25 protein-coding genes are annotated in these 26,218 nt (G+C 63.0%); 9 read left to right on the top strand and 16 right to left on the bottom strand.

What is annotated here, in order from left to right:
- Window positions 1-255: 255 nt before the first annotated feature.
- From topA to ACF66B_RS03960, 3 genes are all read right to left on the bottom strand, one after another.
- Complete coding sequence (topA, locus tag ACF66B_RS03970; protein WP_111430449.1) at window positions 256-2,874, bottom strand: type I DNA topoisomerase; 2,619 nt, start codon at window positions 2,872-2,874, stop codon at window positions 256-258.
- A 99-nt stretch (window positions 2,875-2,973) separates the two neighbouring features.
- Window positions 2,974-4,137 (bottom strand): DNA-processing protein DprA, encoded by a 1,164-nt coding sequence (gene dprA / locus ACF66B_RS03965; protein ID WP_111430450.1) that lies wholly within the window; start codon window positions 4,135-4,137, stop codon window positions 2,974-2,976.
- A gap of 62 nt (window positions 4,138-4,199) precedes the next feature.
- Window positions 4,200-4,808 carry a glutathione S-transferase family protein gene (locus ACF66B_RS03960; RefSeq protein ID WP_111430451.1) on the bottom strand — a complete coding sequence of 203 codons (609 nt, stop codon included), beginning with the start codon at window positions 4,806-4,808 and terminating at the stop codon, window positions 4,200-4,202.
- Between the two features lie 106 nt (window positions 4,809-4,914).
- Between ACF66B_RS03960 and ACF66B_RS03955 the strand changes: the two genes are divergently transcribed.
- The 3 genes from ACF66B_RS03955 (at window position 4,915) to ACF66B_RS03945 (ending at window position 7,892) form a co-directional block, all read left to right on the top strand.
- Window positions 4,915-5,091: a helix-turn-helix domain-containing protein gene (locus ACF66B_RS03955; RefSeq protein ID WP_111430452.1), complete on the top strand. Its 177-nt coding sequence runs from the start codon at window positions 4,915-4,917 to the stop codon at window positions 5,089-5,091.
- Window positions 5,092-5,654: 563 nt separating this feature from the next.
- Entirely contained in the window at window positions 5,655-6,461 is an 807-nt protein-coding gene (locus tag ACF66B_RS03950) for a hypothetical protein (RefSeq protein ID WP_162683312.1), read from the top strand.
- A 465-nt stretch (window positions 6,462-6,926) separates the two neighbouring features.
- Window positions 6,927-7,892, top strand: a complete 966-nt coding sequence (locus ACF66B_RS03945) for an autoinducer binding domain-containing protein (protein ID WP_111430454.1) — start codon at window positions 6,927-6,929, stop codon at window positions 7,890-7,892.
- Between the two features lie 46 nt (window positions 7,893-7,938).
- On the opposite strand, the gene tldD is transcribed toward ACF66B_RS03945, so the two are convergent.
- Window positions 7,939-9,363, bottom strand: coding sequence for a metalloprotease TldD (gene tldD, locus ACF66B_RS03940; protein ID WP_111430455.1), 1,425 nt, complete (start codon window positions 9,361-9,363; stop codon window positions 7,939-7,941).
- Between the two features lie 163 nt (window positions 9,364-9,526).
- On the opposite strand from tldD, the gene coxB reads away from it, so the two are divergent.
- Genes coxB through ACF66B_RS03915 form a run of 5 tightly spaced genes read left to right on the top strand, consistent with a single transcriptional unit; the run spans window position 9,527 to window position 12,987 of the window.
- Window positions 9,527-10,387: a cytochrome c oxidase subunit II gene (gene coxB / locus ACF66B_RS03935; RefSeq protein ID WP_111430525.1), complete on the top strand. Its 861-nt coding sequence runs from the start codon at window positions 9,527-9,529 to the stop codon at window positions 10,385-10,387.
- Window positions 10,388-10,397: 10 nt separating this feature from the next.
- A complete protein-coding gene (gene cyoE, locus ACF66B_RS03930; RefSeq protein WP_111430456.1) occupies window positions 10,398-11,357 on the top strand; it encodes a heme o synthase in 960 nt (319 codons plus the stop codon).
- A 9-nt stretch (window positions 11,358-11,366) separates the two neighbouring features.
- Entirely contained in the window at window positions 11,367-11,555 is a 189-nt protein-coding gene (locus ACF66B_RS03925; protein WP_111430457.1) for a hypothetical protein, read from the top strand.
- 3 nt (window positions 11,556-11,558) lie between these two features.
- Window positions 11,559-12,170, top strand: coding sequence for a cytochrome c oxidase assembly protein (locus tag ACF66B_RS03920; RefSeq protein ID WP_111430458.1), 612 nt, complete (start codon window positions 11,559-11,561; stop codon window positions 12,168-12,170).
- Window positions 12,171-12,183: 13 nt separating this feature from the next.
- A complete protein-coding gene (locus ACF66B_RS03915; RefSeq protein ID WP_111430459.1) occupies window positions 12,184-12,987 on the top strand; it encodes a cytochrome c oxidase subunit 3 in 804 nt (267 codons plus the stop codon).
- A gap of 92 nt (window positions 12,988-13,079) precedes the next feature.
- On the opposite strand, the gene ACF66B_RS03910 is transcribed toward ACF66B_RS03915, so the two are convergent.
- The 3 genes from ACF66B_RS03910 to ACF66B_RS03900 all read right to left on the bottom strand — a co-directional run bounded on the left by ACF66B_RS03910 (window position 13,080) and on the right by ACF66B_RS03900 (window position 16,480).
- Entirely contained in the window at window positions 13,080-14,114 is a 1,035-nt protein-coding gene (locus ACF66B_RS03910; protein WP_111430460.1) for a hypothetical protein, read from the bottom strand.
- Between the two features lie 67 nt (window positions 14,115-14,181).
- On the bottom strand, window positions 14,182-15,804 hold the full coding sequence (locus tag ACF66B_RS03905) for a long-chain-fatty-acid--CoA ligase (protein WP_111430461.1): 1,623 nt from the start codon (window positions 15,802-15,804) through the stop codon (window positions 14,182-14,184).
- A 67-nt stretch (window positions 15,805-15,871) separates the two neighbouring features.
- The gene (locus ACF66B_RS03900; RefSeq protein WP_111430462.1) at window positions 15,872-16,480 is read right to left on the bottom strand and encodes a TetR/AcrR family transcriptional regulator; all 609 of its coding nucleotides are present in this window, start codon (window positions 16,478-16,480) and stop codon (window positions 15,872-15,874) included.
- Between the two features lie 69 nt (window positions 16,481-16,549).
- Between ACF66B_RS03900 and ACF66B_RS03895 the strand changes: the two genes are divergently transcribed.
- Complete coding sequence (locus tag ACF66B_RS03895; RefSeq protein ID WP_111430463.1) at window positions 16,550-17,020, top strand: cupin domain-containing protein; 471 nt, start codon at window positions 16,550-16,552, stop codon at window positions 17,018-17,020.
- Window positions 17,021-17,041: 21 nt separating this feature from the next.
- On the opposite strand, the gene ACF66B_RS03890 is transcribed toward ACF66B_RS03895, so the two are convergent.
- The 9 genes from ACF66B_RS03890 to ACF66B_RS03850 form a co-directional block, all read right to left on the bottom strand.
- Window positions 17,042-17,647 carry a L,D-transpeptidase gene (locus ACF66B_RS03890; RefSeq protein WP_111430464.1) on the bottom strand — a complete coding sequence of 202 codons (606 nt, stop codon included), beginning with the start codon at window positions 17,645-17,647 and terminating at the stop codon, window positions 17,042-17,044.
- A 156-nt stretch (window positions 17,648-17,803) separates the two neighbouring features.
- Window positions 17,804-20,008 (bottom strand): 3-hydroxyacyl-CoA dehydrogenase NAD-binding domain-containing protein, encoded by a 2,205-nt coding sequence (locus ACF66B_RS03885; protein ID WP_111430465.1) that lies wholly within the window; start codon window positions 20,006-20,008, stop codon window positions 17,804-17,806.
- 166 nt (window positions 20,009-20,174) lie between these two features.
- Complete coding sequence (locus ACF66B_RS03880) at window positions 20,175-21,146, bottom strand: cupin domain-containing protein (RefSeq protein WP_392664069.1); 972 nt, start codon at window positions 21,144-21,146, stop codon at window positions 20,175-20,177.
- Window positions 21,147-21,175: 29 nt separating this feature from the next.
- Window positions 21,176-22,387 (bottom strand): acetyl-CoA C-acetyltransferase, encoded by a 1,212-nt coding sequence (locus ACF66B_RS03875; protein WP_111430466.1) that lies wholly within the window; start codon window positions 22,385-22,387, stop codon window positions 21,176-21,178.
- Entirely contained in the window at window positions 22,384-22,755 is a 372-nt protein-coding gene (locus ACF66B_RS03870) for a GFA family protein (protein WP_111430467.1), read from the bottom strand. Before ACF66B_RS03870 ends, ACF66B_RS03875 begins: the two co-directional genes overlap by 4 nt.
- A gap of 103 nt (window positions 22,756-22,858) precedes the next feature.
- Complete coding sequence (locus ACF66B_RS03865; protein ID WP_111430468.1) at window positions 22,859-23,500, bottom strand: glutathione S-transferase family protein; 642 nt, start codon at window positions 23,498-23,500, stop codon at window positions 22,859-22,861.
- Between the two features lie 35 nt (window positions 23,501-23,535).
- Window positions 23,536-23,976, bottom strand: coding sequence for a GFA family protein (locus ACF66B_RS03860; protein ID WP_111430469.1), 441 nt, complete (start codon window positions 23,974-23,976; stop codon window positions 23,536-23,538).
- On the bottom strand, window positions 23,976-25,736 hold the full coding sequence (locus ACF66B_RS03855) for an acyl-CoA dehydrogenase C-terminal domain-containing protein (protein ID WP_111430470.1): 1,761 nt from the start codon (window positions 25,734-25,736) through the stop codon (window positions 23,976-23,978). The genes ACF66B_RS03860 and ACF66B_RS03855 overlap by 1 nt, the downstream gene beginning before the upstream one ends.
- Window positions 25,737-25,766: 30 nt before the next feature.
- Window positions 25,767-26,165: a MerR family DNA-binding transcriptional regulator gene (locus ACF66B_RS03850; protein WP_111430471.1), complete on the bottom strand. Its 399-nt coding sequence runs from the start codon at window positions 26,163-26,165 to the stop codon at window positions 25,767-25,769.
- Window positions 26,166-26,218: the final 53 nt, after the last annotated feature.

Below are 26,218 nucleotides of genomic sequence, written 5' to 3'. Positions count from 1 at the left end.
CCCCCCCGCCTGGCTCGTCCACTTGCAACACCGAGCGCCCGGATCTGGGCTACGCAATCAAGACCGACGGCCCATCGAAACCGTCACGTCATTCGCAAGCGAAGAAGATTAAGTGGAAGGGTGATGCTGGACTCCGTCACTTTAAAAAAAAGATCCGGACTAGGATAGCCATCTCAACATGCATGAAGCCGAAAATCGTATGTTGAAGGATTTCTATCTTGGCTTACTGAGATTATTTGCAGAGCAGGGCTCGTTCTATTCGGCAGCCGTCTTGGTGTCGTCTTCTGGGTCCTGGCCAGAAGTCTTTTTCGCTGCTGTTTTCTTTTTCGCGGCCTTTGGGGATGCAGCCCTTTTCACTGGGGTTTTCTTAGCCGCTGTCTTCTTTTTCGGCTTCTTGGCAGCAATCAACTCGACAGCTTGCTCTAGGGTCACATCTTCCTTCGTGATGGTTTCAGGAAGGGTCGCGTTGACCTTCTCCCATTTCACATAAGGTCCGTAGCGCCCTTCGTAGACGCCGATCGAGCCGCCATCCGGATGTTCGCCAAGTTCCCGGATAGGCTTTGCGGCCGTTCGTCCACCGCCGCGTGCGGCCTTCAGGGCGATGAGTTCAACAGCGCGGTTCATGCCGATCGTGAGAACCTCCTCGGGGTCCTTGAGGCTGGCATAGGTTTTGCCGTGCTTCACATAAGGTCCGAAGCGACCGATGGCTGCTTCGACCTTTTCCCCATCCTCGGGGTGCATCCCGATGAGGCGAGGAAGGGACAGAAGTTCAAGGGCCCGTTCAAGGTCGATCCGTTCAGGGTCCATGCCTTTTGGAATGGAAGACCGCTTCGGCTTTTTGTTCTCCTCGGTCACCTCGCCGAGCTGGACATAGAGGCCATAAGGGCCCGCGCGGAGCGTGACCTTCTCGCCTGCATCATCATGTCCAAGGAGCTTTCCGTCCGGTCCCGCAGCATCGCCGCCGGGCACCTCGCCGGAGAGAGGGCGGGTGTAGCGGCATTCGGGATAGTTCGAGCAGCCGATGAATGCGCCCCCTGAGCGTGCCGTCCGCAGCGAGAGACGCCCGGTACCGCAGGCCTTGCAGCGGCGCGGTTCCGGATCCTCGGGGGTTGCCGGAAAGAGATGCGGTTCGAGTACATCGTTGATCTTCTCGAGAACCTCGGTGATCCGGAGACCTTCCGTCGCGCCAAGTGCCTTGGAGAAGTCGGTCCAGAAATTTGCCAGAAGATGCTTCCAGTCTTCCTCGCCAGTGGTAACCCGGTCGAGATCTTCCTCGAGATCGGCGGTGAAATTGTAGTCGAGATAGCGGCCGAAGTAGTTTTCCAGGAAGGCGGTGACGAGACGGCCCTTGTCCTCGGGGATCAGCCGGTTCTTGTCCTTGCGCACGTAGGCCCGCTCCTGGATCGTCGATACGATCGAGGCATAGGTCGAAGGCCTGCCGATGCCGAGCTCCTCCATGCGCTTCACCAGCGTTGCCTCGGTGTAGCGTGGCGGCGGCTGCGTAAAGTGCTGCTCGGGCGTGATCTCACCCTTCTTTGCGGCCTCACCCCGCGAGATCGCTGGAAGACGGCGGTCGTCTTCGTTCTCGGCGTCGAGTTCGATGTCGTCGCGACCCTCGAAATAGACCTTGAGGAAGCCGTCAAAGGTCACAACCTGACCTGTTGCACGCAGTCCGACCACGCCATCGACCGAACCGACCTCAACTACAGTGCGTTCGAAACGGGCCGCTTCCATCTGGCTTGCAATGGAGCGTTTCCAGATCAGCTCGTAGAGCCGGGCCTGATCGGGCTCGAGCCTTGGCAGATCGCCTGGCGCCCGGGACATGTCGGTGGGCCGGATGCACTCGTGCGCTTCCTGGGCATTCTTTGCCTTGTTCTTGTACATGCGCGGCGATTTTGGCAGATAGGAATCTCCGTAGCGCGCCTTGATCGCGTCACGGGCTGCCATGACGGCCTCGGGCGCCATGTCGATACCATCGGTCCGCATGTAGGTGATGTAGCCAGCCTCATAGAGACGCTGCGCGGTCGACATGGTCTGGCGCGCACCAAAACCGAACTTGCGGCTTGCTTCCTGCTGGAGCGTCGAGGTCATGAACGGCGCGGCGGGGTTGCGGGTTGCAGGCCTCGCCTCGACCGATGTCACGGTAAGATCGCGCGCCCCGATCTTTCTGACGGCATCCGTCGCAGCAGCTTCGTCTCCGAGATCGAACTTGTCGAGTTTCTGGCCGTCGAGGCTGACGAGCCGGGCGTCGTAGCATTCGCCTGAGGGCGTTTCGAGCACGGCCTTGACGGTCCAGTATTCTCGCGCCTTGAAGGCTTCGATCTCCATCTCGCGCTCTACGATGAGACGGAGCGTCACGGACTGCACACGCCCCGCTGATTTCGCGCCCGGCAGCTTGCGCCAGAGCACGGGAGAGAGCTTGAAGCCGACGAGATAGTCGAGCGCGCGGCGAGCGAGATAGGCTTCGACAAGCTCCATGTCGATGGCGCGGGGGGCCTTCATGGCCTCGGTCACGGCGCTTTTGGTGATTGCATTGAAAACGACACGCTCGATTTCCGTATCTTTTTTCACCGCTCGGCGTTTGGTCAGCGCCTCGAGCAAGTGCCAGGAAATCGCCTCCCCCTCGCGATCGGGGTCGGTTGCGAGAATCAGCTTGCCGTCGTCCTTCAGCGCCTCGGCGATCGCCCGGACGTGCCTCTGGCTGTCCGAAGCGATCTCCCACTTCATCTCGAATTCGTTGTCCGGATCGACGGAACCGTCCTTCGGAGGAAGGTCGCGCACGTGACCGTAGGAGGCCAGGACGGTATAATTGGATCCGAGATACTTGTTAATTGTCTTTGCCTTGGCAGGCGACTCAACAACAACTACGGCCATGAAACATCTCCCGCGCCGCCGCCGGGGCTCGGCGGACGCCGGGCGGTTAAATGAGCGCAGGGACGGAGCTTGTCAACCTGAACACGGTCCGGCGCGGTGTCACGCGAGGCTCACGAGCCCACCCGGATGGCGTCGGATTTGTCCCGAAAGTTCGAGATCGGTGAGCTCGGCGGCGATCTGGGCGGCGGGGCGACCGGTTTCCCTGATCAGCACGTCCTCAGGCACCGGAACGGGGCCCAGCAACGTGAGAAGCGGTTCGTCAGAACGAGGCGGCGGCGTCGCTACCGTTTCGGACGATTGCGGGTGCTCTATTGGACGGGCTCCGTTTCGCGGCGTACGATCCTTTTGTATATGCGGCATTTTCTGGGATGCGAGAGCCTCAAGCACATCTTCGGCGGTGCGCACGAGCGCTGCACCGTCGCGAATCAACTGATTGCAACCACCTGCGCGTGGATCGAGAGGGCTTCCGGGAACCGCCATCACTTCGCGACCCTGATCCAAGGCATTCCGTGCCGTAATGAGGCTTCCGGACCGAAGCGCTCCCTCGACGACGACCACGCCTTGCGCGAGGCCGGAGATGATACGGTTGCGACGAGGAAAATCTTGTGGTCGCGGTTCATGGCCGACCGGCATCTCGCTGAGCCGCAGACCCCGATCCGCGATCTCGGCGGCGAGCGACGTGTTCGCGGCGGGGTAGATAGTATCGATACCGCCCGCCTGGACCGCGATCGTTCCGTGCTCGATTGCCGCGCTGTGCGCCGCCGTATCGATGCCGCGCGCAAGACCGGAGACGATGACATAGCCAAGCGCGCCGAGGTCTCGGGCGAGCTGCGCGGACATCCGCGTTCCGATGGCTGACGCATTTCGTGCGCCCACGAGAGCTACGGACGCCCGGAAGCCCAGAGCCGGATCGCCTATCGCCCAAAGAAGGGGGGGAGCGTCTGCGATGGTTGCAAGAAGCGGCGGATAGTCCGAAGCACCGAGCAGCAGCGGTCGGGCTGCGACGGCGAGGGCGGCTGCCCATTCTTCCTCCGCGATCGCGCGGCTGCAGGGGACGTAGTTCCGGACGCCGGCAGCGGCTGCGACTTCGGGCAGGGCCGCGAGGGCGGCTTCCGCCGAGCCATGTTCCCGCAGAAGGCGGATGAAGGTTGTAGGGCCAACGCGGCTCGATCGGAAGAGTCTCAGCCAGGCAATTGCGCCCTGCTCCGTCGTCGGCAGCGCGGAGCTAGGGATCTTGTCGCTGCACGAGGGCTTTTCGGGCATGGGTTCTCCTTGCCTCATCAGAGACCCGAACCGTGTTAACGGGGCATGAATGAGCGGGTCTGTCAGGTCGCTGACTGTCTCTCGTCGAAGTCAGCTGCAGCCTGCATAGAGGGCCTTGTCGCGCAACGCTCTACCCAGTCACGGACGACTGAATCTTCCGGAATGGCCTCGCGAAACCAGTGGAAGGGCGAGCTCATCAGAAGGTCGGCGGCCGAATACTCCGGGCCGAGCAGGAAGGCACTGTCGGAGAGCGCCGAAGAGAGTCGTTGGAGAACCGCATTGAAATCGCGGAACGTCGTGTGAAGCAGTGGATGCTCCAGGCCGATGCGTGAGAAGACAATGGTCGGTTCGACAACGTCACCATAATAGGCAAGCCAGCTGAGATAGCTTCCGCGCTTGGCCTCTCCGGACAGCGGCGCAAAGCGTTTGTGCGGGAAGAGATCGGTCAGATAGAGAATGATCGCCGCCGTTTCCCAGATCATTTCGCCGTCATGCACGAGAAGTGGCACCTTGCCCTCCGGATGCGGGTTGGAAGAATCTGGCTGGCCGCTTCCATCAAAACGCCGGATGCTGACAATCCGAATGTCGAGCTGCTCCATGATGTCGAGTTCATAGGCGAGCCGGATCAGTCGCGTGGAGCGCGAGACGGGAGCATGATAGAGCGTGAGCATAACGGGGGATTCCTTTCGGTTATTTTATGTTGATGGCGCTATATTGAAGCGCTCCCGACGGTTTGTGCCGAGACTGGGGCGGGCCTCAAGTTGCAGCGAACGTCTGATGCGTCTTGTTCACTTGCTGCGAAACCTGCAGCCGTCGGCCACGGCAGCTCAGCTCGCGGCGGAAACAAGTGTATCGGAACGGACGCTCTATCGCGACATTGAGAGCTCGCGTGCGCCCGGTGCTCCAATTGATGGCGAGACGCGTTACGGATACAGTCTGGTCGAGGGTTCCTAGCTGACGCCACAAATGTTCTCCCGCCCGAGAGTTGAGGCGCCGGTAGTGGGCCTCGAGGAGGTGCGCGCCGAAGCCGACCCGGAACTTGCTGCCTGCGCCGGGCTATTTGCGCCTCATGGTGTCGAGGATGATGGAAGTTTCCCGCACGGGAGAGAGCCTGTGCCCGCACCGCGGTACCATGCTTCGCGAGTTCACGGCACGTTTGCGCGCGGAAACGGCCAGTGGACCCACGCGAGGCCGGGTGCGCGGTCGTTGCGTTCGCTGTGTTAGGTGCGTGCGGCGCAAGATCATTTATGTTCAACTTCCGATTGATGCGCTATTGTCTGCGCGCTGGTCGCTTGCGGGCAAATCGCAGTAAATCGGCAGAGCGGGCCGGTATCGGTGAGGCCATGCCTTCTAGGGCGCGCATCCGAGTTTCCGTGGGGTTCGTTCTCCGATCCTGTCTGGGTAAGGGTGGCGGGCCCTCTTTGCCACGGCGCGCGAAATTCGAGTTGAAACAATTTCTGCATCTCTCCGTGTGCCGCATCACGGTGCATGGAGCCGTGCTACAAGGAGCAATTACATTGGCTGAAGTAGTGTCCACGGGGGCGACCCTGACGTTCATCAATGATGGCGACGGTGTGACGATTGATCCTCAGACCGGCAACGTGACCGTTGAATCGGGTGCGGCGCGTGACAGCATCGAGGTCAAGGTAAGCCTCGGGTCGGTCGAGACATCGGATTTGCATGAATTCCTTATCAAGATCACGGATCTGCAGGCTTCTGACACGACGCGGACCGTCTTCGAAAGCGTCGATGCCCTCGCCTCGATGAGCCATCTCTACTATGTCGAGCCAGAGTGGAGCCTTGCGTCCGAGGCGGGGTTGACCTTTGCGCGGCTGGTGCCAGCAAGCAACTCTCGCGCTCATGGTGATTGGACCAAGGCGCGTGGGGACGGGCTCTATCGCACGCTGCTCCGCTGGTCCGGGGACGAACTTGACTATAGCCTCAACCGCCGCATGAGCTTCGGGGCGCGCGTTGCCAAGACCGGGGCCGATTGGACCGGAATCAGGATCGATGCTTACAAGACATCGGATGGCGCTTCGAAGCTCCATGCGCGGGAGTATGTCGGCTCGAAGGGTAACACTACCCAGCTTGCAACCACCGATGTTGCCTGGGAATATGGCGCCTGGTGCTGGCTGGATGTGCAGGTCGTTGGTGATGTGGTGAAGGCACGTCTCTATCCTGAAGATTCGACCGCGCCGGACTGGCAGATTGTTGTCAAAACGACGCAGCTCGCGAACGGGGCTTTCGGTCCCGGCGGATTTCCTGCTCTCGATCAGAGCCCCGTCATCGACATTCGTGAGATGAGCTACCAGCCTGCGACCTGATCGGCCGCGTTCGGACGGCCATCCCGCAACTATGGTCAGCCCGAGTGCTAGATGCGCTCCGGGCTGACTTGCTCAAGTGCCCACTGCCGTTCGCGAGATCGCAGCATGGACCGTGCATCTTCCCTTAAAATCTAAAACTTTAGCGGACTTGGGCAGATCCTGTTCCGGCCGGCTGGTTGCATCGCTGAGATCAACTTGCCAACTTCGTTTCAAAATTTTTCTCAAATTACTGTCTTTATTGAGTTAGTGCGTCATGCATCACGTCGGGTCGTTTCTTTTCGCCGCCTGTGCCTTGTCCGACATTGCAGATCACGACCCGCATTAACCTAAAAAGACTCTAAAAATCGGACAAATTCTCTAACGCGCAGGTAAGCAATTTTCCGTTGTATTGTCCGTGCATGCGCCTGACGTGCCCGCTCTCTGACAAGGAGTAGAGTGATCCCACCAGGCAGCCGGAGGAAGAAGATGAATTGGTTCGCTGAAGTGCTGGATGACCTGATTGCTCAGAATGAGCGGATCGGATCCGACACTATTGCCGAGTTGCGCCGAGTTCGGGACCGTCTGTCCAAGGATGGCGGCATGCTGCCCCGTCACGAGGCGACCGCGATGCTGGAAACGCGTCTCTCGGATGCCGAGACACTTGATCAGGCGGCGGCGATCTTCGGGGATATCCCCGTTGAGTTCGGCTTCGACGAGGCGACGCTCATAATCCTCAACGAAGGGGGGCGTTACTTGTCCCGCCGGGTTATTTCCACGCTGCCAGATGAGTGGTGGACCGACTACCAGACGCTCCGTCTGTTTGACAATGATCCGCTGATTGGCGGCATTGTAGCCCGCGAGCACGAGCTCTATCTGGACGAACTCCTCCCGACCGATGTGACCGCGCCGCGACCGTATTCCAAAGCCGCGCTCGCTCGCGGGATCGGCATCAACGGCGTCATCTTCAAGATTGCCTATCCCAGTGGACTTGTCGCCGCCGTCATCCTCAATACCTGCCGGACGCCAGAATTTGCCCGTACCCAGTATCGCAAATATCGCGATGACCTGCAGGCGCTCGCCTTCGCGACCTGTGACGCGCTGGTCTACTTCTCGCAGGTCGGTATTTCGACGATGGCGAAGCTCGAGGCGGAGGAAATCCACTTCCTGCGCCTTATTGCGATCAGCGAAGATCCGGCCAAGGCGCTCGCCATGGATTGCCGTTACGGGTCGGCAAAAACCCTACAGATGCAGATCGTTCGCAAGCTCGGCGTCAAATCGATCTTTCAGGCAGTTCTGATCGCGGCACGACGCGGCCTGCTTGACGCTGCAATCTTCCACGCTGATGACGTCATCGGCACGCGCCCGCGCATCGCAGGCTGGGATGTGCTGGAGACTCTGCGCAGTCTTGGCGATGCGCAGGAAGAGGAGAATTTGCCTGAAGAACCAGCCTGATGTTCGCCAAGCTCTTCTGGGCCATGCAGAAACCGGATCAGCAATTTCAGGCGGCCGACCCTCCGACAGTGAGCCCGCCGATCAGGATGGTCGGCTGTCCTACGCCGACAGGCACCCACTGTCCCTGCTTGCCGCAATTTCCCATGCCTGGATCGAGCGCCATGTCGTTGCCGATGGCGCGCACCTGCTTGAGCGCGGTTGCGCCGTCGCCGATCAAAGTGGCCCCCTTGACTGGGGCGCCGACCCTGCCGTCCTTCACCCGGTAGGCCTCGGTGCAGGAGAATACGAACTTGCCATTGGTGATATCCACCTGACCGCCACCGAACCCGACAGCATAGATCCCGTTTTTCATTTCTGCGAGCACCTCGGCGGGGTCCGTCGTGCCGCCCTCCATGATGGTGTTGGTCATCCGCGGCATCGGCGCATGCGCATAGCTCTCACGGCGTCCGTTTCCCGTTGCGGAAACGCCCATCAACCTCGCATTCTGCCGATCCTGCATGTACCCCACAAGAACACCATCCTCGATGAGAACGTTGCGCGCGCTGGGAGTGCCCTCATCGTCGAAGCTGATCGAGCCGCGGCGGTCGGGGATAGTGCCGTCATCCACGACCGTTACGCCCCTTGCCGCGATCTGCTGGCCCATGAGGCCTGCAAAGGCTGAGGTCTTCTTGCGATTGAAATCGCCCTCCAGCCCGTGCCCCACTGCCTCATGGAGCAGGATGCCCGGCCACCCGGACCCGAGCACCACATCCATGACACCCGCCGGCGCAGGCTCCGAGCGGAGGTTCCCCGTCGCGATGCGCAGCGCCTCGCGCGCCACACCTTTCCAGTGATCAGTGCCCATGAGCGGCGCGAGTCCGTGCCGCCCGCCACCGCCGGCCGAACCGCTCTCTCGGCGGCCGTTCTCCTCCACGATCACCGAGATATTGAGCCGCGCCATAGGGCGGGCTTCTGCAAGCCTCAGCCCCTCAGGGCGAAGGATCTCCACCTCCTGCATCGAGGCCGCAAGGCTTGCGGATACCTGGACTACGCGCTTGTCGAGTGTTCGGAGGAAATCGTCGATCTCGCGCAGCATCTCGACCTTCACCGAGAAGACCGCATCGTCGAATGGATCGTGATCAGTGTAAAGGCGCTGATTCGTGGCCTTCGGGGCAGGGGCCATGGTGCCTCCGCCGTCTCCCACCGCAAGCCGAGCAGTCTCGGCGGCACGCTTGAGCGCGGACTCGGAAATCTCGGTCGAATGCGCATATCCCGCGGTCTCACCCCGAACTGCGCGAAGCCCGAAGCCCTCGGCGGCATCGTAGCTTGCAGTCCTCAGGCGTCCGTCATCGAAGAAGAGGGCTTCCGATCTGCGCCGTTCGAGGAAGATCTCGCCATCATCTGCACCGGCCGTGGCGGATCGCAGCACGCTGAGGGCGGTCTCCACGTCGAGCACCGTGTCGAAGGGGCGGAAACGCTCGGATGTCTGCATGCTTGCTCCGATGGATAGCGCAGCCCGTGAAGGGCATACGTTGGTACTGCCTGTCTTGTCCTTTGCACTGTAATATGGTTGATCTGGATCAAGCTACAAGACAATGGGCCGCGCGGGGGCGACCTCCCTTCGTACGCGGCCCGGCCAGCACGGGATGGACAGCATGACGAAACAGTGGATCGGCCGCGCGACGGGTGTGCTCGCAGGCTTGGTCGCAGCCCCGGTTTTTGCCCAGAGCTCAGGGGAGCCCCAGAACCTGCCGATCCTCGGTGCCCCAACGCCGGGCGGGATCAATCACCAGATCGCCGCGACCGAGCTTGCCCATGACATTCACTGGCTCTCGGGCGGCATCCACGCGATCATGATCGTGATCGTGCTCTTCGTCACGGCACTCCTTGGGATCGTGATCTTCCGCTTCAACAGCCGTGCCAATCCGACGCCCGCCAGGTTTACCCACAACACCAAGCTCGAGATCGCTTGGACGTTGATTCCCGTCCTGATTCTCATCGTGATTGGGTCGTTCTCGCTGCCAATTCTCTTCAAGCAGCTCGAGATCCCGGAAGCCGACATCACGATAAAGGCGACCGGCAACCAGTGGTACTGGAGCTACGAGTATCCTGACTACGAGATGACCTTCGACAGCCTGCTGCTGCCAAAGGACGACCTCGCCTCCTACGGTTATGACGATGATCTTTACCTGCTTGCGACCGACACATCGATGGTTGTTCCGGTCGGTGCCGTGGTGAAGATGCAGATGACCGGTGCCGACGTGATCCATTCCTGGACGGTCCCCGCCTTCGGCGTGAAGCTCGACGCTGTGCCCGGCCGCCTCGCCGAGACGTGGTTTGCCGCGGAAGAGGAGGGCGTCTACTTTGGCCAGTGTTCAGAACTGTGCGGCAAGGATCACAGTTACATGCCGATCACCGTCAAGGTCGTGAGCCAAGAAGCCTATGAAAAGTGGCTCGACTGGGCGATTGACGAATATGGCGGCACGCGGCCTGAAAATGTCGCGATGAACAACTGAGGCTCATTAGATGACCGATGCAAGCTGGGTTGGCGCTGATTCCGGCCCGCGGGAAGCAGGTTTTGGCGATTACCTCGAGCTTCTGAAGCCCCGGGTCATGCGCCTCGTTGTTTTTACCGCTGCGGTCGGCATGTTCGCCGCATCCGCGCCCATCCACCCGGTGATTGCCTTTGCGGGCCTCCTCTGCATCGCGGTCGGGGCCGGGGCGTCGGGGGCTCTCAACATGTGGTGGGACTGGGATATCGACGCGGTAATGCGCCGGACTGCCGGCCGGCCCATCCCTTCCGGACGGGTGGAGCGTGGCGAGGCGCTGGCGATTGGGCTCGTGCTCTCGGTTTTCGCGGTGGTCATGCTCGCGCTTTTTGCGAACATGGTCGCGGCCGGCTTGCTGGCCTTCACGATTTTCTTCTACGCAGTCATTTACTCTATGTGGCTCAAGCGCTCGACCCCGCAGAACATCGTCATCGGCGGTGCCGCCGGGGCGTTCCCGCCGATGATCGGCTGGGCCGTGGCAACAGGCGGCGTCTCGGTCGAGAGCGTGCTGATGTTTGCGCTGATCTTCCTCTGGACCCCGCCGCATTTCTGGGCCTTGGCGCTTTTCCGCAATGATGACTACACCCGGGCGGGAGTGCCAATGCTGCCAGTCGCAGCCGGAACGCGGGTCACGCGCAACCATATTCTTACGTATGCGCTCATCCTTGCGCCTGCAGCAATCCTGCCTGCATTTACCACGATTGGCGGGCCGGTCTATCTCGCCGGGGCGCTGGTGCTGAACGTGATGTTCCTCGGTGGGGCCTGGGGGCTTTGGCGGCGCAACGACGCGATGGCTGAAGCCGATCGCTATCGGGCCGAGAAGCGCTTCTTCGGCTTTTCCATCCTCTATCTTTTCCTGCATTTTGTGCTGATCCTGATTGAGACGGGGCTGCGCGCTGTCGATCTGTCGCCGGCACATTGGCCGATGCTTTCTTGAGGTGATGCGATGAGGCCCGACAGCCACGAAATCTATTCCCGCCGCCGCAGCCGCAATGTCGGCCTTGGGTTGGTGCTTGGCGCTTTCGTCCTGCTCGTCTTTGCTGTCACTGTGGTGAAGCTCACGGAGGGTCAGAAAATGGAGGCCTTCGATCATCAGTACCGTACGAGCCTGCTGCCCAAGACGGAGGAGAACTAAGCCATGTCTTCTCCCCGGAACCGCCGGACGGCACTCTGGCTCTTGCTGATCGTGCCGGTGATGCTCGGAGGCAGCTATGCCGCCGTGCCGCTCTACAACCTCTTTTGTAAAGTAACGGGTTACGGCGGCACTACATCGGTTGCCGATGGTCCCTCGAGCAGGATGCTTGACCAACTCATCACGGTGCGTTTCGATGCCAACACGGCTCCGGGCATGCCTTGGGAGTTTCGGCCCGTCCAGCGCACGATGAAAGTGCGGCTCGGCGAGACGGCTTTAGCGTTCTACGAGGCCTACAATCCGACCGATGAACCGATCGCAGGTACGGCGAGCTACAATGTATCACCCTATGCCGCTGGGGCGTTCTTCGACAAGATCGCCTGCTTCTGCTTCTCGATGCAGATCCTCCAACCTGGCGAGCGGATAGAGATGCCGGTGAGCTTCTACGTCGACCCCGACATGCTCACTGACCGTGAAGGGCGTTACGTCAACGATGTAACCCTGTCGTACACGATGAACCGGACCGAGCTGCCGGAGGGCGGCGCCGCCGCGCTCGAAACCGGATTGAATACGCAACTTGCGGCCGCTCCCGTGGCGGACGGCACGACGAGACAATAGGGAGACCGCAAAAATGGCAGGCCACAAGAACCACGACTATCACATACTCGCTCCGAGCATCTGGCCCTTCATCGGAGCGGTCGGCGCCTTCGTTATGCTGATGGGCGCCGTGCTGTTCTTCCACGACATGGGCCCCTGGATCCTGCTGATCGGGCTCGTGACCGTGCTCTACGTCATGTATGGCTGGTGGTCCGACGTGATCTCCGAGAGCCGGATCGGGGATCATACACCGGTTGTGCGCATTGGCCTGCGCTACGGAGTGATCCTCTTTATTGTCTCCGAGATCATGTTCTTCGCGGCCTGGTTCTGGTCTTTCTTCAAGAACGCTCTGTATCCCATGCCTGCGATCGACGAAACGTGGCCGCCGCCGGGCATTGAGACTTTCGATCCTTGGCACCTTCCGCTCATCAATACGCTCATTCTTCTCTGCTCCGGCTGTGCGGCGACCTGGGCTCACCATGCGCTCGTGCACGAGAATGACCGTCAGCAGCTGAAGTGGGGCCTCTGGCTTGCGATCGTGCTTGGGGTGCTCTTCACTTTTTTCCAAGCCTATGAATACAGTCATGCGGAGTTCGGCTTCTCCGGCAACGTCTACGGTGCGAACTTCTTCATGGCGACGGGCTTCCACGGCTTCCATGTCATCGTCGGCACTATATTCCTCACCGTTTGCCTGATCCGCGCCTATAACGGCGACTTCACACAGGAACAGCATGTGGGCTTCGAGGCGGCCGCTTGGTATTGGCATTTCGTTGATGTGGTTTGGCTTTTCCTCTTTGCGGCCGTTTACATTTGGGGTGGGGGCGTCCCGGCGCACTGACCTTCTTGCGATTGCAGGTCAGCATCAGGGCCGCCCTTAGGCGGCCCTTTTTCTTTCGTGAATAAGATTGAACGGGCTCTTCCAGCGCCCGCTCAGCGGCAGACCGCCTTCAGGGCTGACCAGTCCTGCTTCGGCAGGAGCGGCCTGGATCCGCGTGTGCGCGCAGCGGCGGGTGTGAAGGCGGGTGCATCTTCCGTGCCGGTTCGGGGAAGAAGATCGCGTCTTGCCAGTGCTGCCTCGAATGGCGAGGGATCTATACCGAGCCGCGCGAGCCGGGCAATCGCCTCGGCGACCTCGGCGGGTGTCGGTGGCGTCAGGGCCGCGTCAGCAGCATCGGCCAAGGCGGTCGCACCGATTTCCCCCGTCAGGACATAGCGGAGGTTCTGCGCTGGTCCTACGGTTTCCATCAAGCGCTCGACAGGGCTTCGCTCGAGGCCGATCTCGACCCAGCCCGCGACCTCTTCCGGGCCGTCGGCCTCTGCGATCGTGGCCCGGTCGAGCAGGATGGTGCGCCCCGGCAATGTCGCGACCGGCGCACCATCGGGTAATCCGAGCACCCGCAACCGCGGGGCCTGACCATCGGTGGGGACAAGCCGTGCTGCGATCCGGTCGAGCGCACGGTTGCCCGCCACGCCGCCGCAGATACCGCCGCCGGTCTCCATCAGCGAGATGAGCATCCGGTCGCCAAACTCGGAGGCCTGCTCCGCTGGGACCATGCGAATGGCTTGGCTGCGGACAGTGCCGGGACCCACCGAGGCGATGCCGATCATCAGGAGCGCTATCACCGAAAGCATGAGATAGGGCGGCCTCCGGCGGGTGCCTGCGGCCGGCTGTCCTGGTGTGATCTCCCCGCGAGACACCTCGGCAATGGCCGAAATCATCATGGTGTCGCCGATGGCGATCGTCTCGTCTCCCTCGGCGTTCATGGCGTATATCGTTGCGTCGCCGTCCTGCCCGATAACCTGGATTCCGGCCAGCGCCCAGTGCCCGAGCGGTGCCTCGCTGGAATCGGTCAGCGTGATCGTAGACGTGCCGAAGGTCACGAGAACCTCTTTCGGCGGAGCGTCGGAACTTTCCCGCCAGATCCCGGTGGTTTCGAGGCGGACATATCGGTCGAGTGCGGTCATGCGGCGGAGCAGAATGTCCTCGGGAACTGTTGCAGCCCTTTGCTCCTATCCCGCTCCGCGGCGCTTGTCACGAGCCGAGCGCGTAACCTGAGGCTACAAGATTCTTCCTCAGGTTGAGCTTGGAGATCTTGCCCGTCGCGGTGTGCGGCAACTCCTCAAGGAAGAGGATGTCGTCAGGAAGCTGCCATTTCGCGAAATGCTCCGCCAGTGCGGCGCGAATGCTTTCCGGGTCTGGAGTGGTGCCCGGCCTCGGCACGACGCAAAGCACCGGCCGCTCGCCCCATTTCGGATGCGACCAGGCCACTGCGGCAGCCTCGGCAACCTCTGGATGGGCGATGGCGGCATTCTCCAGCGCTATCGAGCTGATCCACTCGCCACCCGATTTGATGATGTCCTTGGAGCGATCCGTGATGCGCACATAGCCGCTCTCGGTCATCGTCGCCATGTCACCGGTATCGAACCAGCCATCGGCATCGGTCGCGTCCGTGTCCGCCTTGAGGTATCGCCGCACCACGGCGTCGCCTTTCGTGAGCAGCCTGCCTTGGGCGACTCCGTCCCAAGGCAGGTCGTGCCCCTCTTCGTCAACGATCCGCAGATCGACACTGAAGGGCGGGTGGCCCACCGTCTCCTGGAAGTCGAGCCGCTCCTCCGCCGACAGAGCAAGGACCTCTGGCTTGAACGAGCAGATCGTGCCGATCGGGGACATCTCGGTCATGCCCCAGGCATGGAGCACATGAATGCCGTAATGGTTCTGGAAGCGCTCGATCACCGCACGCGGACAGGAGGATCCGCCGATTGCAACGCGCTTCAGCGTCGAGAAGCGGAGGTCACCCGCATCAAGATAGCTCAGTAGCCCGAGCCAGACCGTCGGCACGGCGGCGGTGATAGTGACACCCATCTCGAGCATCTCGTAGACCCCGGCGGGGGTCAGGTCCCGCCCTGGCAACACGAGCGCGCAGCCCGACAGCGGCCCGACGAAGGCCGTGCTCCAGCCATTAGCGTGAAAGAGCGGCACCACAGGCATCAACGTGTCGGCGGCGCCGAGGGATAACATGTCGGGGCTCTGCACTGCCAGCGCATGCAGCGTGTTCGAGCGGTGGGTGTAGACCACCCCCTTGGGATTCCCTGTCGTTCCAGAAGTATAACAGATGCCGCAAGCATCGTGCTCGTCACCCTGAACCCAGTCGAAATCGCCATCTGCTTCCGCCAGCCACTCCTCGTAGGCGATCATCCCGTCCGAACCTTCCGGCATATGCGCGGCATCGGTCAGCACGATCACGTTCCTTACGGCAGGCAACTGATCGCGGATTCTGGCGATGATCGGCACGAGATCGAGATCGACGAAGAGCATCCGGTCGCCGGCATGGTTGATGATGTAGACGAGCTGTTCGGGTGCGAGCCGGGGGTTTAGTGTGTGCAGCGCGGCGCCGCAGCCCGGAATGCCATACCAGAGCTCGAGGAACCGGAGCGTGTTCCAGCCCATCACACCCAGAATGTCGCCGCGCCCCAAGCCGTCGGCATTGAGCTTCTTTGCGACACGGAGCGCGCGAATGCGCTGCTCCGCCCACGTGCTGGTGACGATTGGCCCCTCGATACTGCGCCCGGTCAGGGGCCGCTTGCCATGAAACCTCGCGGCATGGTCGATCAGCCGCCCCACCCTCAGGGGCATGTCCTGCATGAGGTTGTGCATCTGGGTGGTCCTCCCATTGTTTTGGGAAGAGCCTAGCAGAAGTCGGCGCAAATGCCGCACGGGAAGTTCAGCCCGCGTCCGGGCCGAGAAAGGCGGCGAGGAGCGCCCGGACGATGAGATGGCCGTTGGCATCCGCCGCCGCGTCGTCGAGGCCGCAGACATCCTTCATGCCGAGATGACCCTCAACCCCCGAGACCGAGGCGAGTGCGGTGACGAGGCGGTCGAAATCGGCCGGGGTCAGCCTGTCGCGGGCGGGGCCGAGCGCATAGGCATACATCGGCACCCGCCGGGCGCCGCGGGAGACGCGCGCCGCACCGTCCCCCGAGGCAACCCAGGCATCGAGCACGCGGGCGAGGAACTGTCGGAACTGCGGCTCGGACTCGCGCACGAGGGCGAGCAGGTAGTCATAGACCCGCAGTACCCGGGTCTCGATGTCCCGGGCATCCCCCACCACCGCCTCGGGGCTCAGCACCTTGCCGCTCAGCACCGCCTCGATGGTGAGGGCCTGAGGGTCGGAGAAATAGCGGTAGGCCGTGGCGCGCGAGATGCCCGCCGCCTCGGCCGCGGCATGGACGGTGACGGGCTGGCCCGCATCGAGCAGCTCCCGCGCCGCCGAGAGCATGGCCGCGCGGGTGCGGCTCTTCTGGCGCGCGCGCCCCTTCGTATTGGTCGGCATGCATTCCTCTTGAGACGATTGTCCCATAATGATACACGAGTCTCGTTTTTGGATCAAAGGAGATTCGTGATGGCGGATCATCGAAGTGATACCTACTGGCTTCTCGGATGCCTGCTGAAGTTCCACGCCCGCCATTCCGGCACGGGCGGGACCTGCACCGTCGTCGAGGGGCTGATCGCCCCCGGCGCGGGCGCGCCGCCGAACCGCCACGCGGGCGAGGCGGAATCCTTCTACGTGCTCGATGGCACCTTCGAGTTCACGGTGGAGGGCGAGACGATCCCGCTCGGCGCGGGCGGCTTTCTCGCGGTGCCCGACGGGGCGGTGCATGCATTCCGCAACAGCGGCGAGGCGCCGGCGCGGTTGCTCATCTACAACACGCCGGGCCGCGTGCACGAGGAGTTCTATTCCCTCTGCGGTCAGGCGCAGCCCGTGGGCGCGACCATGTTTCCGGAGAATGCACCCGAGCCGGACATTGGCGCCATCATCGAGACCGGAACGCGCGCGGGGATCGTGTTCGTGCAGGAGGGGGCGCCCGCCTGAGGCGGGCGCATCAGCGCCCTCTCAGACGAGCAGCACCTGGGTGCCGACCTTCGCCCGGTCGAAGATTTCGACGATGTGCTCGTTGAAGAGGCCGATGCACCCCGAGGAGGATTGCCGACCGATCTTGCGGATATCGTTGGTGCCGTGGATCAGATAGTATTGCCAACTCAGATTCATTGCCCGCACGCCTAGCGGATTTTCGGGGCCGGGACCGACATAGCGCGGAAGATCGGGGTTGCGTTCGATCATGTTCGGGGTCGGGCGCCATTCTGGGGCAGGGCGTTTCATCACGATTTGTGTGCGCCCGCGCCGGCTCATCTCGTCGGTGAGCGGCACGGAGGTCGGGTAAATGCGATAGAACCCATCCTCGCCCCAGTAATGCAGCACCCTGTCATTCATGTCGCAGAGGATGGCGTCATTCTTTAGAGTGGTGAAGTAGTCCTGCCACGCGCGGCTCTGGAGGCCGGATATGCGGCGCTTGATCCGGCCGGGGCCATCGGTGATCGTTTCGCCGAGCGCATCCGTGGTTTCCGCGCCAAACGCCCGGCCCGCGCCAAGGGCAAGACCCCCCGCGAGGGCCATACGGGCAAATTGCCGCCGACCGGGATTTCCAAGCCTGTCTGTCATGCGCTCCTGCCTCTCATCGGTTTATCGCAATATGTCGCGATCGTTGCGGTGGAACGACCTCGGGTCAATAAGCTCGCGCGCCGATAACTACATCTTGAAGGTGGTTAATTCAGCTCCACTGGGTGTGTCAGCCAGGCAGCGCAGATCCGGTAGCATTCACGCGGCCTCGGAGCTCTCTGTGCCGAAGCGGCCGTAAAAGGTCTCGCCACGCTCGGCCACTTCGCAGAGAAGCTGAGGCGGGGCGAAACGCTCGCCTTCTGCGGCGGCAAGCTCGTAGCAGATCTCTACGGCATTTGCGGGGCCTAGCATATCGATCCAGGAAAACGGGCCACCGGACCAAGGCATGAAACCCCAGCCGAGAATAGCGCCGACGTCGCCCTCTCGGATGTCCATAAGAACGCCCTGCTCAAGGGCCCGTATGGCCTCAAGAGTCTGGACCATTGCGAGCCGGTGCTGGACACGGATTACGTCCGGCTGATCACTGAGCGGTAGCCAGTGTTCGCGGAGCCCCGTCCAGAGCAGCTGGCGTTTGCCTTTCTCATCATAGGTATAGAAGCCTGCCTTAGCCTTGCGACCCAACCGACCCTCCTCGAAGAGGCGGAAGAGCACGTCATCGGCAGGGCTTTCAGGATAGGCGTCTCCCATCGCGGCCTTGGTGGCTTTGGCGATCTTCACGCCGAGGTCGATCGAGACCTCGTCGGAGAGCTGGAGCGGCCCGAGAGGGAAACCGAGCTGCTTGGAGGCGTTCTCGACCAGCGCGGGTTCGATCCCTTCGGCGACCATCCGCACACCCTCGTTAAGATAGGGGATGATGCAGCGGTTCGCATAGAAGAACCGGGAATCATTGACGACGATCGGAGTCTTGCGGATCTGGCGGACGAAATCGAGCGCTTTCGCGACGGCGCGGTCGCCAGTCTTGCGGCCCTTGATGATCTCGACCAGCATCATCTTATGGACCGGCGAGAAGAAATGAATGCCGATATACTGTTCCGGATTGCGGCTGGAATTCGCGAGCTCGCTGATCGGCAGGGTTGAAGTATTAGTCGCGAAGATTGCATCCTTGGGCAGATGGGCTTCTGCATTGCCGGTGGCTTCGGCCTTGACGCCGAGATCCTCGAAGACCGCCTCGACGACGAGATCGCAGCTCGAAAGAGCGGCGTAGTCCTGGCTCGCGGTGATGCGCGCCAGAACCTCGTCCTTCTTTTCCGGGGTCGTTTTCCGTCGTCTCACGCCCTCGTCGAGGATGCCCTCGGCATGGGCGCGACCGCGGTCAGCGGATTCCTGATCTCGGTCGATGAGCACGACCTCGATGCCGGCCATGGCAGCAACATAGGCGATTCCAGCTCCCATCATGCCGGCGCCAAGAATGCCGAGCTTCTTCACGCTCTCGTCCGGCAGGGTGGGGCGGACGGCGCCCTTTTCCAGTGCCTGCTTATTGAGGAAGAGTGAGCGGATCATCGCAGAGGAGGAAGGGTTGAGCAGGATCGAGGTGAACCAGCGGGCCTCGATCCTGAGCGCGGTATCGAAGGGAACGAGCGCGCCTTCGTAAATCGCCGAGAGCATGGCCTTCGGCGCTGGATAAACCCCCTGGGTCTTGCCTGCGACCATGGCTGAGGCGCCGACAAAGGTCATGAATCCGCCCGGATGGTAGGGGGCGCCCCCAGGCATCTTCCAGCCCTTCCGATCCCAAGGCTTCACGATCTCGTCTTCCTTCGCCGAGAGCACCCAGGCTCGAGCGCGCGAGAGCAGCTCCTCTGGGGGCACGACCTCGTCAACGAGGCCGGCGCCCTTCGCGAGCTTCGGTGCCAGCATCTTGCCCTCGAGCAGGATGGGCGCCGCTGCCATCAGGCCGAGCATGCGGCTCACGCGGGTGGTTCCGCCCGCGCCGGGAAAGAGGCCGACCAGGATCTCGGGGAGGCCTACCTTCGCTTTCGGGGTGTCGGCAAGAAAACGGCGGTGGCATGCAAGGCCGATCTCGGTGCCTATGCCCGCCGAGAGGCCAGGGGCGGCCCAGGCGACCGGCTTACCGCCCTTGAGGGTCTTCGGGTCCATGCCGGCCCGCTCGATCTTCCGCAGGAGGTCGTGCATCGCCATGATGCCATCGAAGAGGCCACGGGCCGGGTCATCGCCTGCCGCTTCCTTCATGCCCGCGAGTACGGCGAGATCCATGCCGCCGGCGAAGTCGGGCTTTCCGCTGGTGATGACGATGCCCTTCACGTCCTCATTGGCCAGGGCCGCGTCGATTGCGACGTCGAGCTCGCGGATGCCGTCTTCGGTCAGCACGTTCATGGACCTTCCCTCGAGATCCCAAGTGATTGTCGTGACGCCTTCTGCGTCGGTCGTGCTCGTGAAGCTCGTCATCGGAGATCCTCCCTCGGGTCTTGGGGCTGCGGGAGCATTTCCACGGTGAAAGCAAGACCTTTCACCGTGAAAGCTCCACAAAAAGCATTGAATTCGTTTCGCTGGAATTTCGCGTTGCGCGTGAAACAGGCCGCCTTATTAACCTTTTGCCTCGGAGTCATCGCGATCAGAGCTCCTTCAGCACGCGGCCATCGCGGGTGGCATACCACGCGCGCGCCCCCGCAGTATGAGCGAGGAGATCAACGCCTGGATAGTCGCAGGTCTCCTCGGGGCTGCAGGTGCCGAGCACGAGGAAGCGGGCGGGCAGGCCGGTGTCGTTGCGCATGTGATGGCCGTTGGGCACGCCCGCGGGATGAGCCGTCATGTCGCCGGGCTTGAGCGAAGTTTCGCCCGCGTCCTCAATCAGCGTGAGCCGCCCCTCGAGCATAAGGACGAACTCGTCTTCCCGCGCGTGCCAGTGGCGGAGCGACGAGAGGCCGCCGGGGTCGATCGTGACGAGACTTGCGCCGAACTGGGTGAGGCCTTTCGCGTCGCCCAGGCGGCGGATGTGGCGGCCGTTCATCATTGTGCCCCAAGGCTCGGGGTAGCTTGCTCCGGTGCGCTCGGGAAGCGCAGCGATGTCGATCACACCGCCCGGACCTTGCGGGGCCGGATCCTCGAAAGAGCCGGTTTCCTCTTCGGGAGCGAGCGGCGTGCCGTCCCGGCGGGTGAAGCGCGGGATGCCGCCCGATTTCACGCAAAGCCGGTTGCGGCCCGAATAGGTGCAGACATCCTCGCCGTCCCGCCACCCTGCGACGAGAAAAGTCGCAGGCTGCCGCGTGCGGTTGACGAGGCAGTGGCCATTGCGGCGTCCGGCGGGGAAGGCCGCGGCCGCACCGGGCCCGAGCGCGGTTTCGCCGGTATCCTCTATGAGGGTGAGGTGTCCTTCGAGGATCCAGACGAATTCGTCCTCGGCTGAGTGCCAGTGGCGCATGGACGAGGTTGAGCCCGGCGGGAGGGTCTCGATGCGCACGCCGAACTGGGTCAGGCCGCCGAGATCGCCGAGCGCAACGGTGGCGAAGGGACCGGGATCGTCGGCGGGTGCGGCATAGCCAGTGGCGGCTTGCATTACCAGGGGCGGAAGTTCGACCTTCGGCATCGCTGGTTCCTCTCCGTGCTGCGCGGACCTTACACGCGCTCGAGGATGGTGGCGGCCCCCATGCCGGAGGCAACGCAAAGGGTTACGAGCGCCGTGCCTTTGCCGCTGCGTTCGAGTTCATCGAGGGCGGTGCCGAGGATCATCGCCCCCGTCGCTCCGAGCGGGTGGCCCATGGCGATAGCGCCGCCGTTCGGATTGACCTTCGCGGCATCGAGATCGAAGGCCTGCAGGAAGCGGAGCACAACGGCGGAGAAGGCTTCGTTCACCTCGAAGAGGTCGATGTCGGCGACCGTCATGCCCGCTGCGGCGAGCGCCTTTTCAGCCGCGGGCACTGGGCCGGTGAGCATGATGGTCGGATCGGTGCCGACCTTGGCGGTGGCGGTGATGCGCGCGCGCGGCGTGAGGCCGTGACGGGTGCCAAAGTCACGGTTTCCGATGAGCACGGCAGCGGCGCCATCGACGATACCGCTGGAGTTGCCCGCATGATGGACATGCAGAATGCGCTCGAGATGAGGATATTTCAGCAGAGCGACGGCATCGAAGCCGGGCATGATCTCGCCCATCTCGCGGAAGGAGGGATTGAGAGCGCCGAGCGACTGCATGTCCGTGCCGGGGCGCATGGCCTCATCCCGCTCCAGGATCGGGAGCCCGTTCCGGTCTACAACTGGCACGATGGAGCGGGCAAAGCGGCCTTCCTCCCAGGCGGCGGCGGCGCGTTTCTGGCTCTCAACCGCGTAGAGGTCGCAGTCCTCGCGCGAGAAGCCATGCTCGGTGGCAATGAGATCAGCCGAGATGCCCTGCGGCACGAAATGGACCTTCATGGCCAGCGCGGGATCGACGGCGATGGCGGCGCCGTCCGAGCCCATGGGCACGCGGCTCATCATCTCGACGCCGCCCGCGACATAGGCCTCGCCCGCACCTGCGCGGACCTGGTTGGCGGCAAGGTTCACCGCTTCGAGGCCGCTCGCGCAGAAACGGTTGATCGAGAGGCCGGGAACGCTTTCGCCGAGGCCCGAGGCCAGTACCGCCGAACGGGCGAGGCAGCCACCCTGTTCGCCGATCTGCGTGACGTTGCCCCAAACCAGATCTTCCACCGCGTTGGCGGGCAGACCGGTGCGGGCCATAAGCGCGTCGAGCACGAAGGCCGAGAGGCATAGGGAGGTGACCTCGTGGAGGCTGCCGTCCTTGCGGCCCTTTCCACGGGGCGTACGGAGCGCGTCGTAAATGAAGGCATCTGTCATGGAGTTTCCTTTCCGGCGCGCGCCCCTGCCGGGTCCTGCCGGCTTTCAATGGTGGCTGGACCGAGGCCGGATGGGCTGCCGGGGCGGGGTCCGTATTCGGGCAATCCGTGGGCGAAGTGGAGCCAGGGCTTGTGGTTCTCAACACCGCAGCGGAGCCCAGGTGTAGCCGTGTCACGAACGTCGAGGCTGCCGATCATCAACTTGGCCTCCGTGTTTGCCAACGCGTGGAAGATCGGGGTGCCGCAGGCCGCACAGAAGCAGCGTGCGGCGACGTCGGCGGAAGCGAAGCGCTCGGGCGTGCCCTCGAAGACGACTCCGTGACCAGTGACGAGCAGGGCAACGGCAGTGCCGGTTGTGAGTTGGCACATGCGGCACTGCTAGAGACGACGCCGCCGGTTGCAGTATGGCGCACTGTGCCGCACTGGCAGCCGCCGGTGACCGGCTTGACCGGGGCCCCGGTGTGCGCTTCCATCACACCGCTCCGGTCCGGGGGTGGCCGGGCATCATGTCGTAGGGGTGTTTCCAGCCAGGGAGGCGGGCGATCGCGTCGCGCCAACGGGCGATATTGGGGAAGGCCGCCATGTCGGCGCCGAACTCATTGGTGAAATACATGTAGCCCGCGCAAGAGATGTCCGCGGTGGTGAGACGCGGGGCAGCGATCCATTCGTGCGCGGCAAGGTGGGACTCGAGCACCTTCATCGCTGCGGTGGCGCGGCCGCGGAAGAAGTCGATCACCTCGGCGCTGCGCTTCTCCTCCGGCAAGAAGTTCAGCTGGAAGCGCAGGGTCGCAATGTAGGACGTGAGCTTGTGGTTGTCCCAAAGGATCCAGCGCAGTATTTCGCGGCGCTCTTCCTCGGTCTCCGGACCGAAGCGGCCGAGGGTGCCGGTGAGGTAGTCGAGGATGACACCGGACTGGCTGATTTTCAGTTCGCGGTGTTCGAGGACCGGGGCCTCGCCCATCTCGTTGATCGCGAGGTATTCCGGCGTCCTGGTGCCGCCGTTGAAGAAATCGACGAAGATGGCTTCCCAGTCGGCGCCTGCGAGCGACAGCGCGAGGGCGGCCTTGTAGGCGTTGCCAGACTGGGCGAAGCAGTGAAGCCGATAGTTGTGCATCAGGGTGTATCCTTGGGTCTTCCTGCTTGCGCGGCTCAGGCGCCGCGCGGATCCTGGTAGGTTTCGAGGGTGATGCCTGCCTCGAGGAGGGTGGGACGTTGGGGCAGGCTGTCGAGGGCGGAGAGCCAAGTGAGGCGGCGTTCACTGCCGTGGTGGTCCGTCGGGCGGAAGGTCTCGGGGCGATCGAGGCTGCCCGCGGTGAGTTCGGTCGTCGTGCCGCCGGTCTCGCGGTAGAAGAGTGGCGTGCCGCAGCGGTAGCAGAAGCCGCGATTGGCGATGTTGGAGGAGGCCCAAGTGGAAGGGCTGCCGTTCCAGGCGATGCGGGTTGAGGCTACCTCGGCAAGTGCGGCGAAGGGGCCACCGGTGGCACGCTGGCACATGCGGCAGTGGCAGAGTGTCTGGCCGACAGGGCCGGGGGACACAGCATAACGAACTGCCCCGCACTGGCAGCCGCCGCTAAAGCCCGCCTCGAGCATCAGAATGCCTCCGCGGGCAGCGCCATGACCGGCTCGGCGCCAGAGAGGATGCGGGCGAGGTGGAGTTTCGTCGCCGGGAGCTGACGGGCCATGTAGTAGCGGCCGGTTGCCAGCTTTTCGGCGTGAAACGGTTCGTCGCCCGCAATAGCGGCCTTCGCCATCCGCGCCCACATCAGACCGAGGGCGGTATGGCCAAAGAGGTGCAGGAAGTCAGTCGAGCCCGTAAGCGCCTCGTTGGGGTTCTTCATGCCCTCTTGCATGAAGAACATGGCGGCGGCCTGGAGATCCTTCGACGCAGACTTGAGTGGGTCGAGAAAACCGGTCTTCAGCGCGTCCTCGGTCTCGTTCTCCCGGATGAAGGTTTTCACGGTCTCGAAGAAGGCCATGAGGTGCCGCCCGCCGTCTTGAGAAAGCTTGCGGCCGACGAGATCGAGGGCCTGCACGCCGTTGGCACCCTCGTAGATCATCGCGATGCGTGAATCCCGGACGAATTGTGAGAGGCCCCATTCCTCAATGTAGCCATGTCCGCCGAGGACCTGCTGCGCGGCGACACAGCTCTCGAAGCCCTTGTCGGTGAGAAAACCCTTCACGACGGGGGTGAGGAGAGAGACGAGCCCTTCGGCGGCCGTGTCGCCTCCGCGGACATGGGCATCGACAAGGCTCGCAGCCCAGAGCACAAAAGCGCGGCCGCCCTCGACGAAGGCCTTCTGGTCCAGGAGCAGGCGGCGGATGTCGGGGTGGACGATGATCGGATCGGCGGGGCCGGAGGGATTTTCGGGGCCGGTCACCGCGCGGCCTTGGAGCCGGTCGCGAGCGTAGGCGGCTGCGACATGATAGGCGGCGGCGGCTTGGGCAAGCCCCTGCAGGCCGACGCCGATGCGGGCCTCGTTCATCATGGTGAACATTGCCCGGAGGCCCTTGTGCGCCTCGCCGAGCAGGTAGCCCGTGGCGCCGTCGTAGTTCATCACGCAGGTGGCGTTGCCGTGGATACCCATCTTCTCCTCGAGCTTGCCGCAGGAGAGACCGTTACGCGCACCAACGCCGCCTCCGGCATCGGGCAGGAACTTCGGCACGATGAAGAGGGAGATACCCTTCACGCCCTCGGGCCCGCCGGGGATCTTCGCGAGCACGAGGTGGACGATGTTCTCCGCGAGGTCGTGTTCGCCCGCCGAGATGAAGATTTTCTGGCCGGTGATGCGGTAGCTGCCGTCCCCCTGTGGTTCGGCCTTGGCGCGCAGGAGGCCGAGATCGGTGCCGCAATGGGGCTCGGTAAGGTTCATTGTGCCGGTCCACACGCAGCTTGCGAGTTTCGGCAAGTAGAGGGCCTTCTGCTCTTCCGAGCCATGGGCGCGGATGGCAGAGTAGGCACCATGGGCGAGGCCCTGATACATGTTGAAGGCCATGTTTGCCGATACCTGCATCTCGCCGACCGCGGTCGCGATCACGTAGGGCATGCCCTGGCCTCCGTGCTCGGGGTCGCAGTCGAGCGCTGGCCAGCCGCCCTCGCGCATGAGCTCGAAGGCCTCGCGAAAGCCCGAGGGCGTGCGCACGACGCCGTTCTCAAGCACGCAGCCCTCGCGATCGCCCACTGCGTTGAGGGGGGCCAGCACGTCGCGAGCGATGCGACCGGCTTCCTCGAGGATCGCAGCCGTGGTGTCGGGATCGAGCTCCGCATAGCCCGGTGTCGGGCTTTCCGCGATGCGGAGCACGTCATGGAGGAGGAAGGCCATGTCGCGGAGCGGGGGCATGTAGTCTGCCATCGTATACGTCTCCATGATCCAGAGGGGCGTTCAGGCGCTCGCCCGCTGGAGATCTTCGCGTTCGAGGATCTGTTCACCCCAGGCGAGCTGCTGGCGGAGCTCGGTGATCGCAGCGTCGAGCTCACTGCGCTGAGCCTCCATCGCCCGGAGGCGTTCGAGGCCGAGGGCATAGGTGCGGCTGAACTGGGTTTTCTGCTGGTCGCCGATATCGTAAAGATTGAGCAGCTGGCGGATCTCCTCGAGGCTGAAGCCGAAGCGCTTGCCTTGCAGGATCAGTTTCAGCCGTGCCCTGCAGCGCCGTGTATAGAGGCGGCGGGTGCCTACCCGTCGAGGTATGATGAGTTCCTTGGCTTCGTAGAACCGGAGGGTGCGGGGAGTCACGCCGAATTCGGCGCACATCTCGCCAATGGTCAGAAGGGTGTCGCCCATGCCTTTTTCCGTCATTTCGCTCCTGCCCGGGGCGCAGGATGGTCCCGCTATAG

This window comes from Amaricoccus sp. B4, assembly GCF_043226085.1.
GTDB lineage: Bacteria > Pseudomonadota > Alphaproteobacteria > Rhodobacterales > Rhodobacteraceae > Amaricoccus.
Note: the sequence above shows the minus strand (reverse complement) of the source record. Positions and strands in the feature narration are given on the sequence as shown.

Bases quoted from the DNA above. Each gene is read 5' to 3' on its own strand.
- topA (WP_111430449.1), bottom strand. From the start codon at position 2,874: ATGGCCGTAGTTGTTGTTGAGTCGCCTGCCAAGGCAAAGACAATTAAC.
- dprA (WP_111430450.1), bottom strand. From the start codon at position 4,137: ATGCCCGAAAAGCCCTCGTGCAGCGACAAGATCCCTAGCTCCGCGCTG.
- ACF66B_RS03960 (WP_111430451.1), bottom strand. From the start codon at position 4,808: ATGCTCACGCTCTATCATGCTCCCGTCTCGCGCTCCACGCGACTGATC.
- ACF66B_RS03955 (WP_111430452.1), top strand. From the start codon at position 4,915: ATGCGTCTTGTTCACTTGCTGCGAAACCTGCAGCCGTCGGCCACGGCA.
- ACF66B_RS03945 (WP_111430454.1), top strand. From the start codon at position 6,927: ATGAATTGGTTCGCTGAAGTGCTGGATGACCTGATTGCTCAGAATGAG.
- tldD (WP_111430455.1), bottom strand. From the start codon at position 9,363: ATGCAGACATCCGAGCGTTTCCGCCCCTTCGACACGGTGCTCGACGTG.
- coxB (WP_111430525.1), top strand. From the start codon at position 9,527: ATGACGAAACAGTGGATCGGCCGCGCGACGGGTGTGCTCGCAGGCTTG.
- cyoE (WP_111430456.1), top strand. From the start codon at position 10,398: ATGACCGATGCAAGCTGGGTTGGCGCTGATTCCGGCCCGCGGGAAGCA.
- ACF66B_RS03925 (WP_111430457.1), top strand. From the start codon at position 11,367: ATGAGGCCCGACAGCCACGAAATCTATTCCCGCCGCCGCAGCCGCAAT.
- ACF66B_RS03920 (WP_111430458.1), top strand. From the start codon at position 11,559: ATGTCTTCTCCCCGGAACCGCCGGACGGCACTCTGGCTCTTGCTGATC.
- ACF66B_RS03915 (WP_111430459.1), top strand. From the start codon at position 12,184: ATGGCAGGCCACAAGAACCACGACTATCACATACTCGCTCCGAGCATC.
- ACF66B_RS03910 (WP_111430460.1), bottom strand. From the start codon at position 14,114: ATGACCGCACTCGACCGATATGTCCGCCTCGAAACCACCGGGATCTGG.
- ACF66B_RS03905 (WP_111430461.1), bottom strand. From the start codon at position 15,804: ATGCACAACCTCATGCAGGACATGCCCCTGAGGGTGGGGCGGCTGATC.
- ACF66B_RS03900 (WP_111430462.1), bottom strand. From the start codon at position 16,480: ATGCCGACCAATACGAAGGGGCGCGCGCGCCAGAAGAGCCGCACCCGC.
- ACF66B_RS03895 (WP_111430463.1), top strand. From the start codon at position 16,550: ATGGCGGATCATCGAAGTGATACCTACTGGCTTCTCGGATGCCTGCTG.
- ACF66B_RS03890 (WP_111430464.1), bottom strand. From the start codon at position 17,647: ATGACAGACAGGCTTGGAAATCCCGGTCGGCGGCAATTTGCCCGTATG.
- ACF66B_RS03885 (WP_111430465.1), bottom strand. From the start codon at position 20,008: ATGACGAGCTTCACGAGCACGACCGACGCAGAAGGCGTCACGACAATC.
- ACF66B_RS03880 (WP_392664069.1), bottom strand. From the start codon at position 21,146: ATGCCGAAGGTCGAACTTCCGCCCCTGGTAATGCAAGCCGCCACTGGC.
- ACF66B_RS03875 (WP_111430466.1), bottom strand. From the start codon at position 22,387: ATGACAGATGCCTTCATTTACGACGCGCTCCGTACGCCCCGTGGAAAG.
- ACF66B_RS03870 (WP_111430467.1), bottom strand. From the start codon at position 22,755: ATGTGCCAACTCACAACCGGCACTGCCGTTGCCCTGCTCGTCACTGGT.
- ACF66B_RS03865 (WP_111430468.1), bottom strand. From the start codon at position 23,500: ATGCACAACTATCGGCTTCACTGCTTCGCCCAGTCTGGCAACGCCTAC.
- ACF66B_RS03860 (WP_111430469.1), bottom strand. From the start codon at position 23,976: ATGCTCGAGGCGGGCTTTAGCGGCGGCTGCCAGTGCGGGGCAGTTCGT.
- ACF66B_RS03855 (WP_111430470.1), bottom strand. From the start codon at position 25,736: ATGGCAGACTACATGCCCCCGCTCCGCGACATGGCCTTCCTCCTCCAT.
- ACF66B_RS03850 (WP_111430471.1), bottom strand. From the start codon at position 26,165: ATGGGCGACACCCTTCTGACCATTGGCGAGATGTGCGCCGAATTCGGC.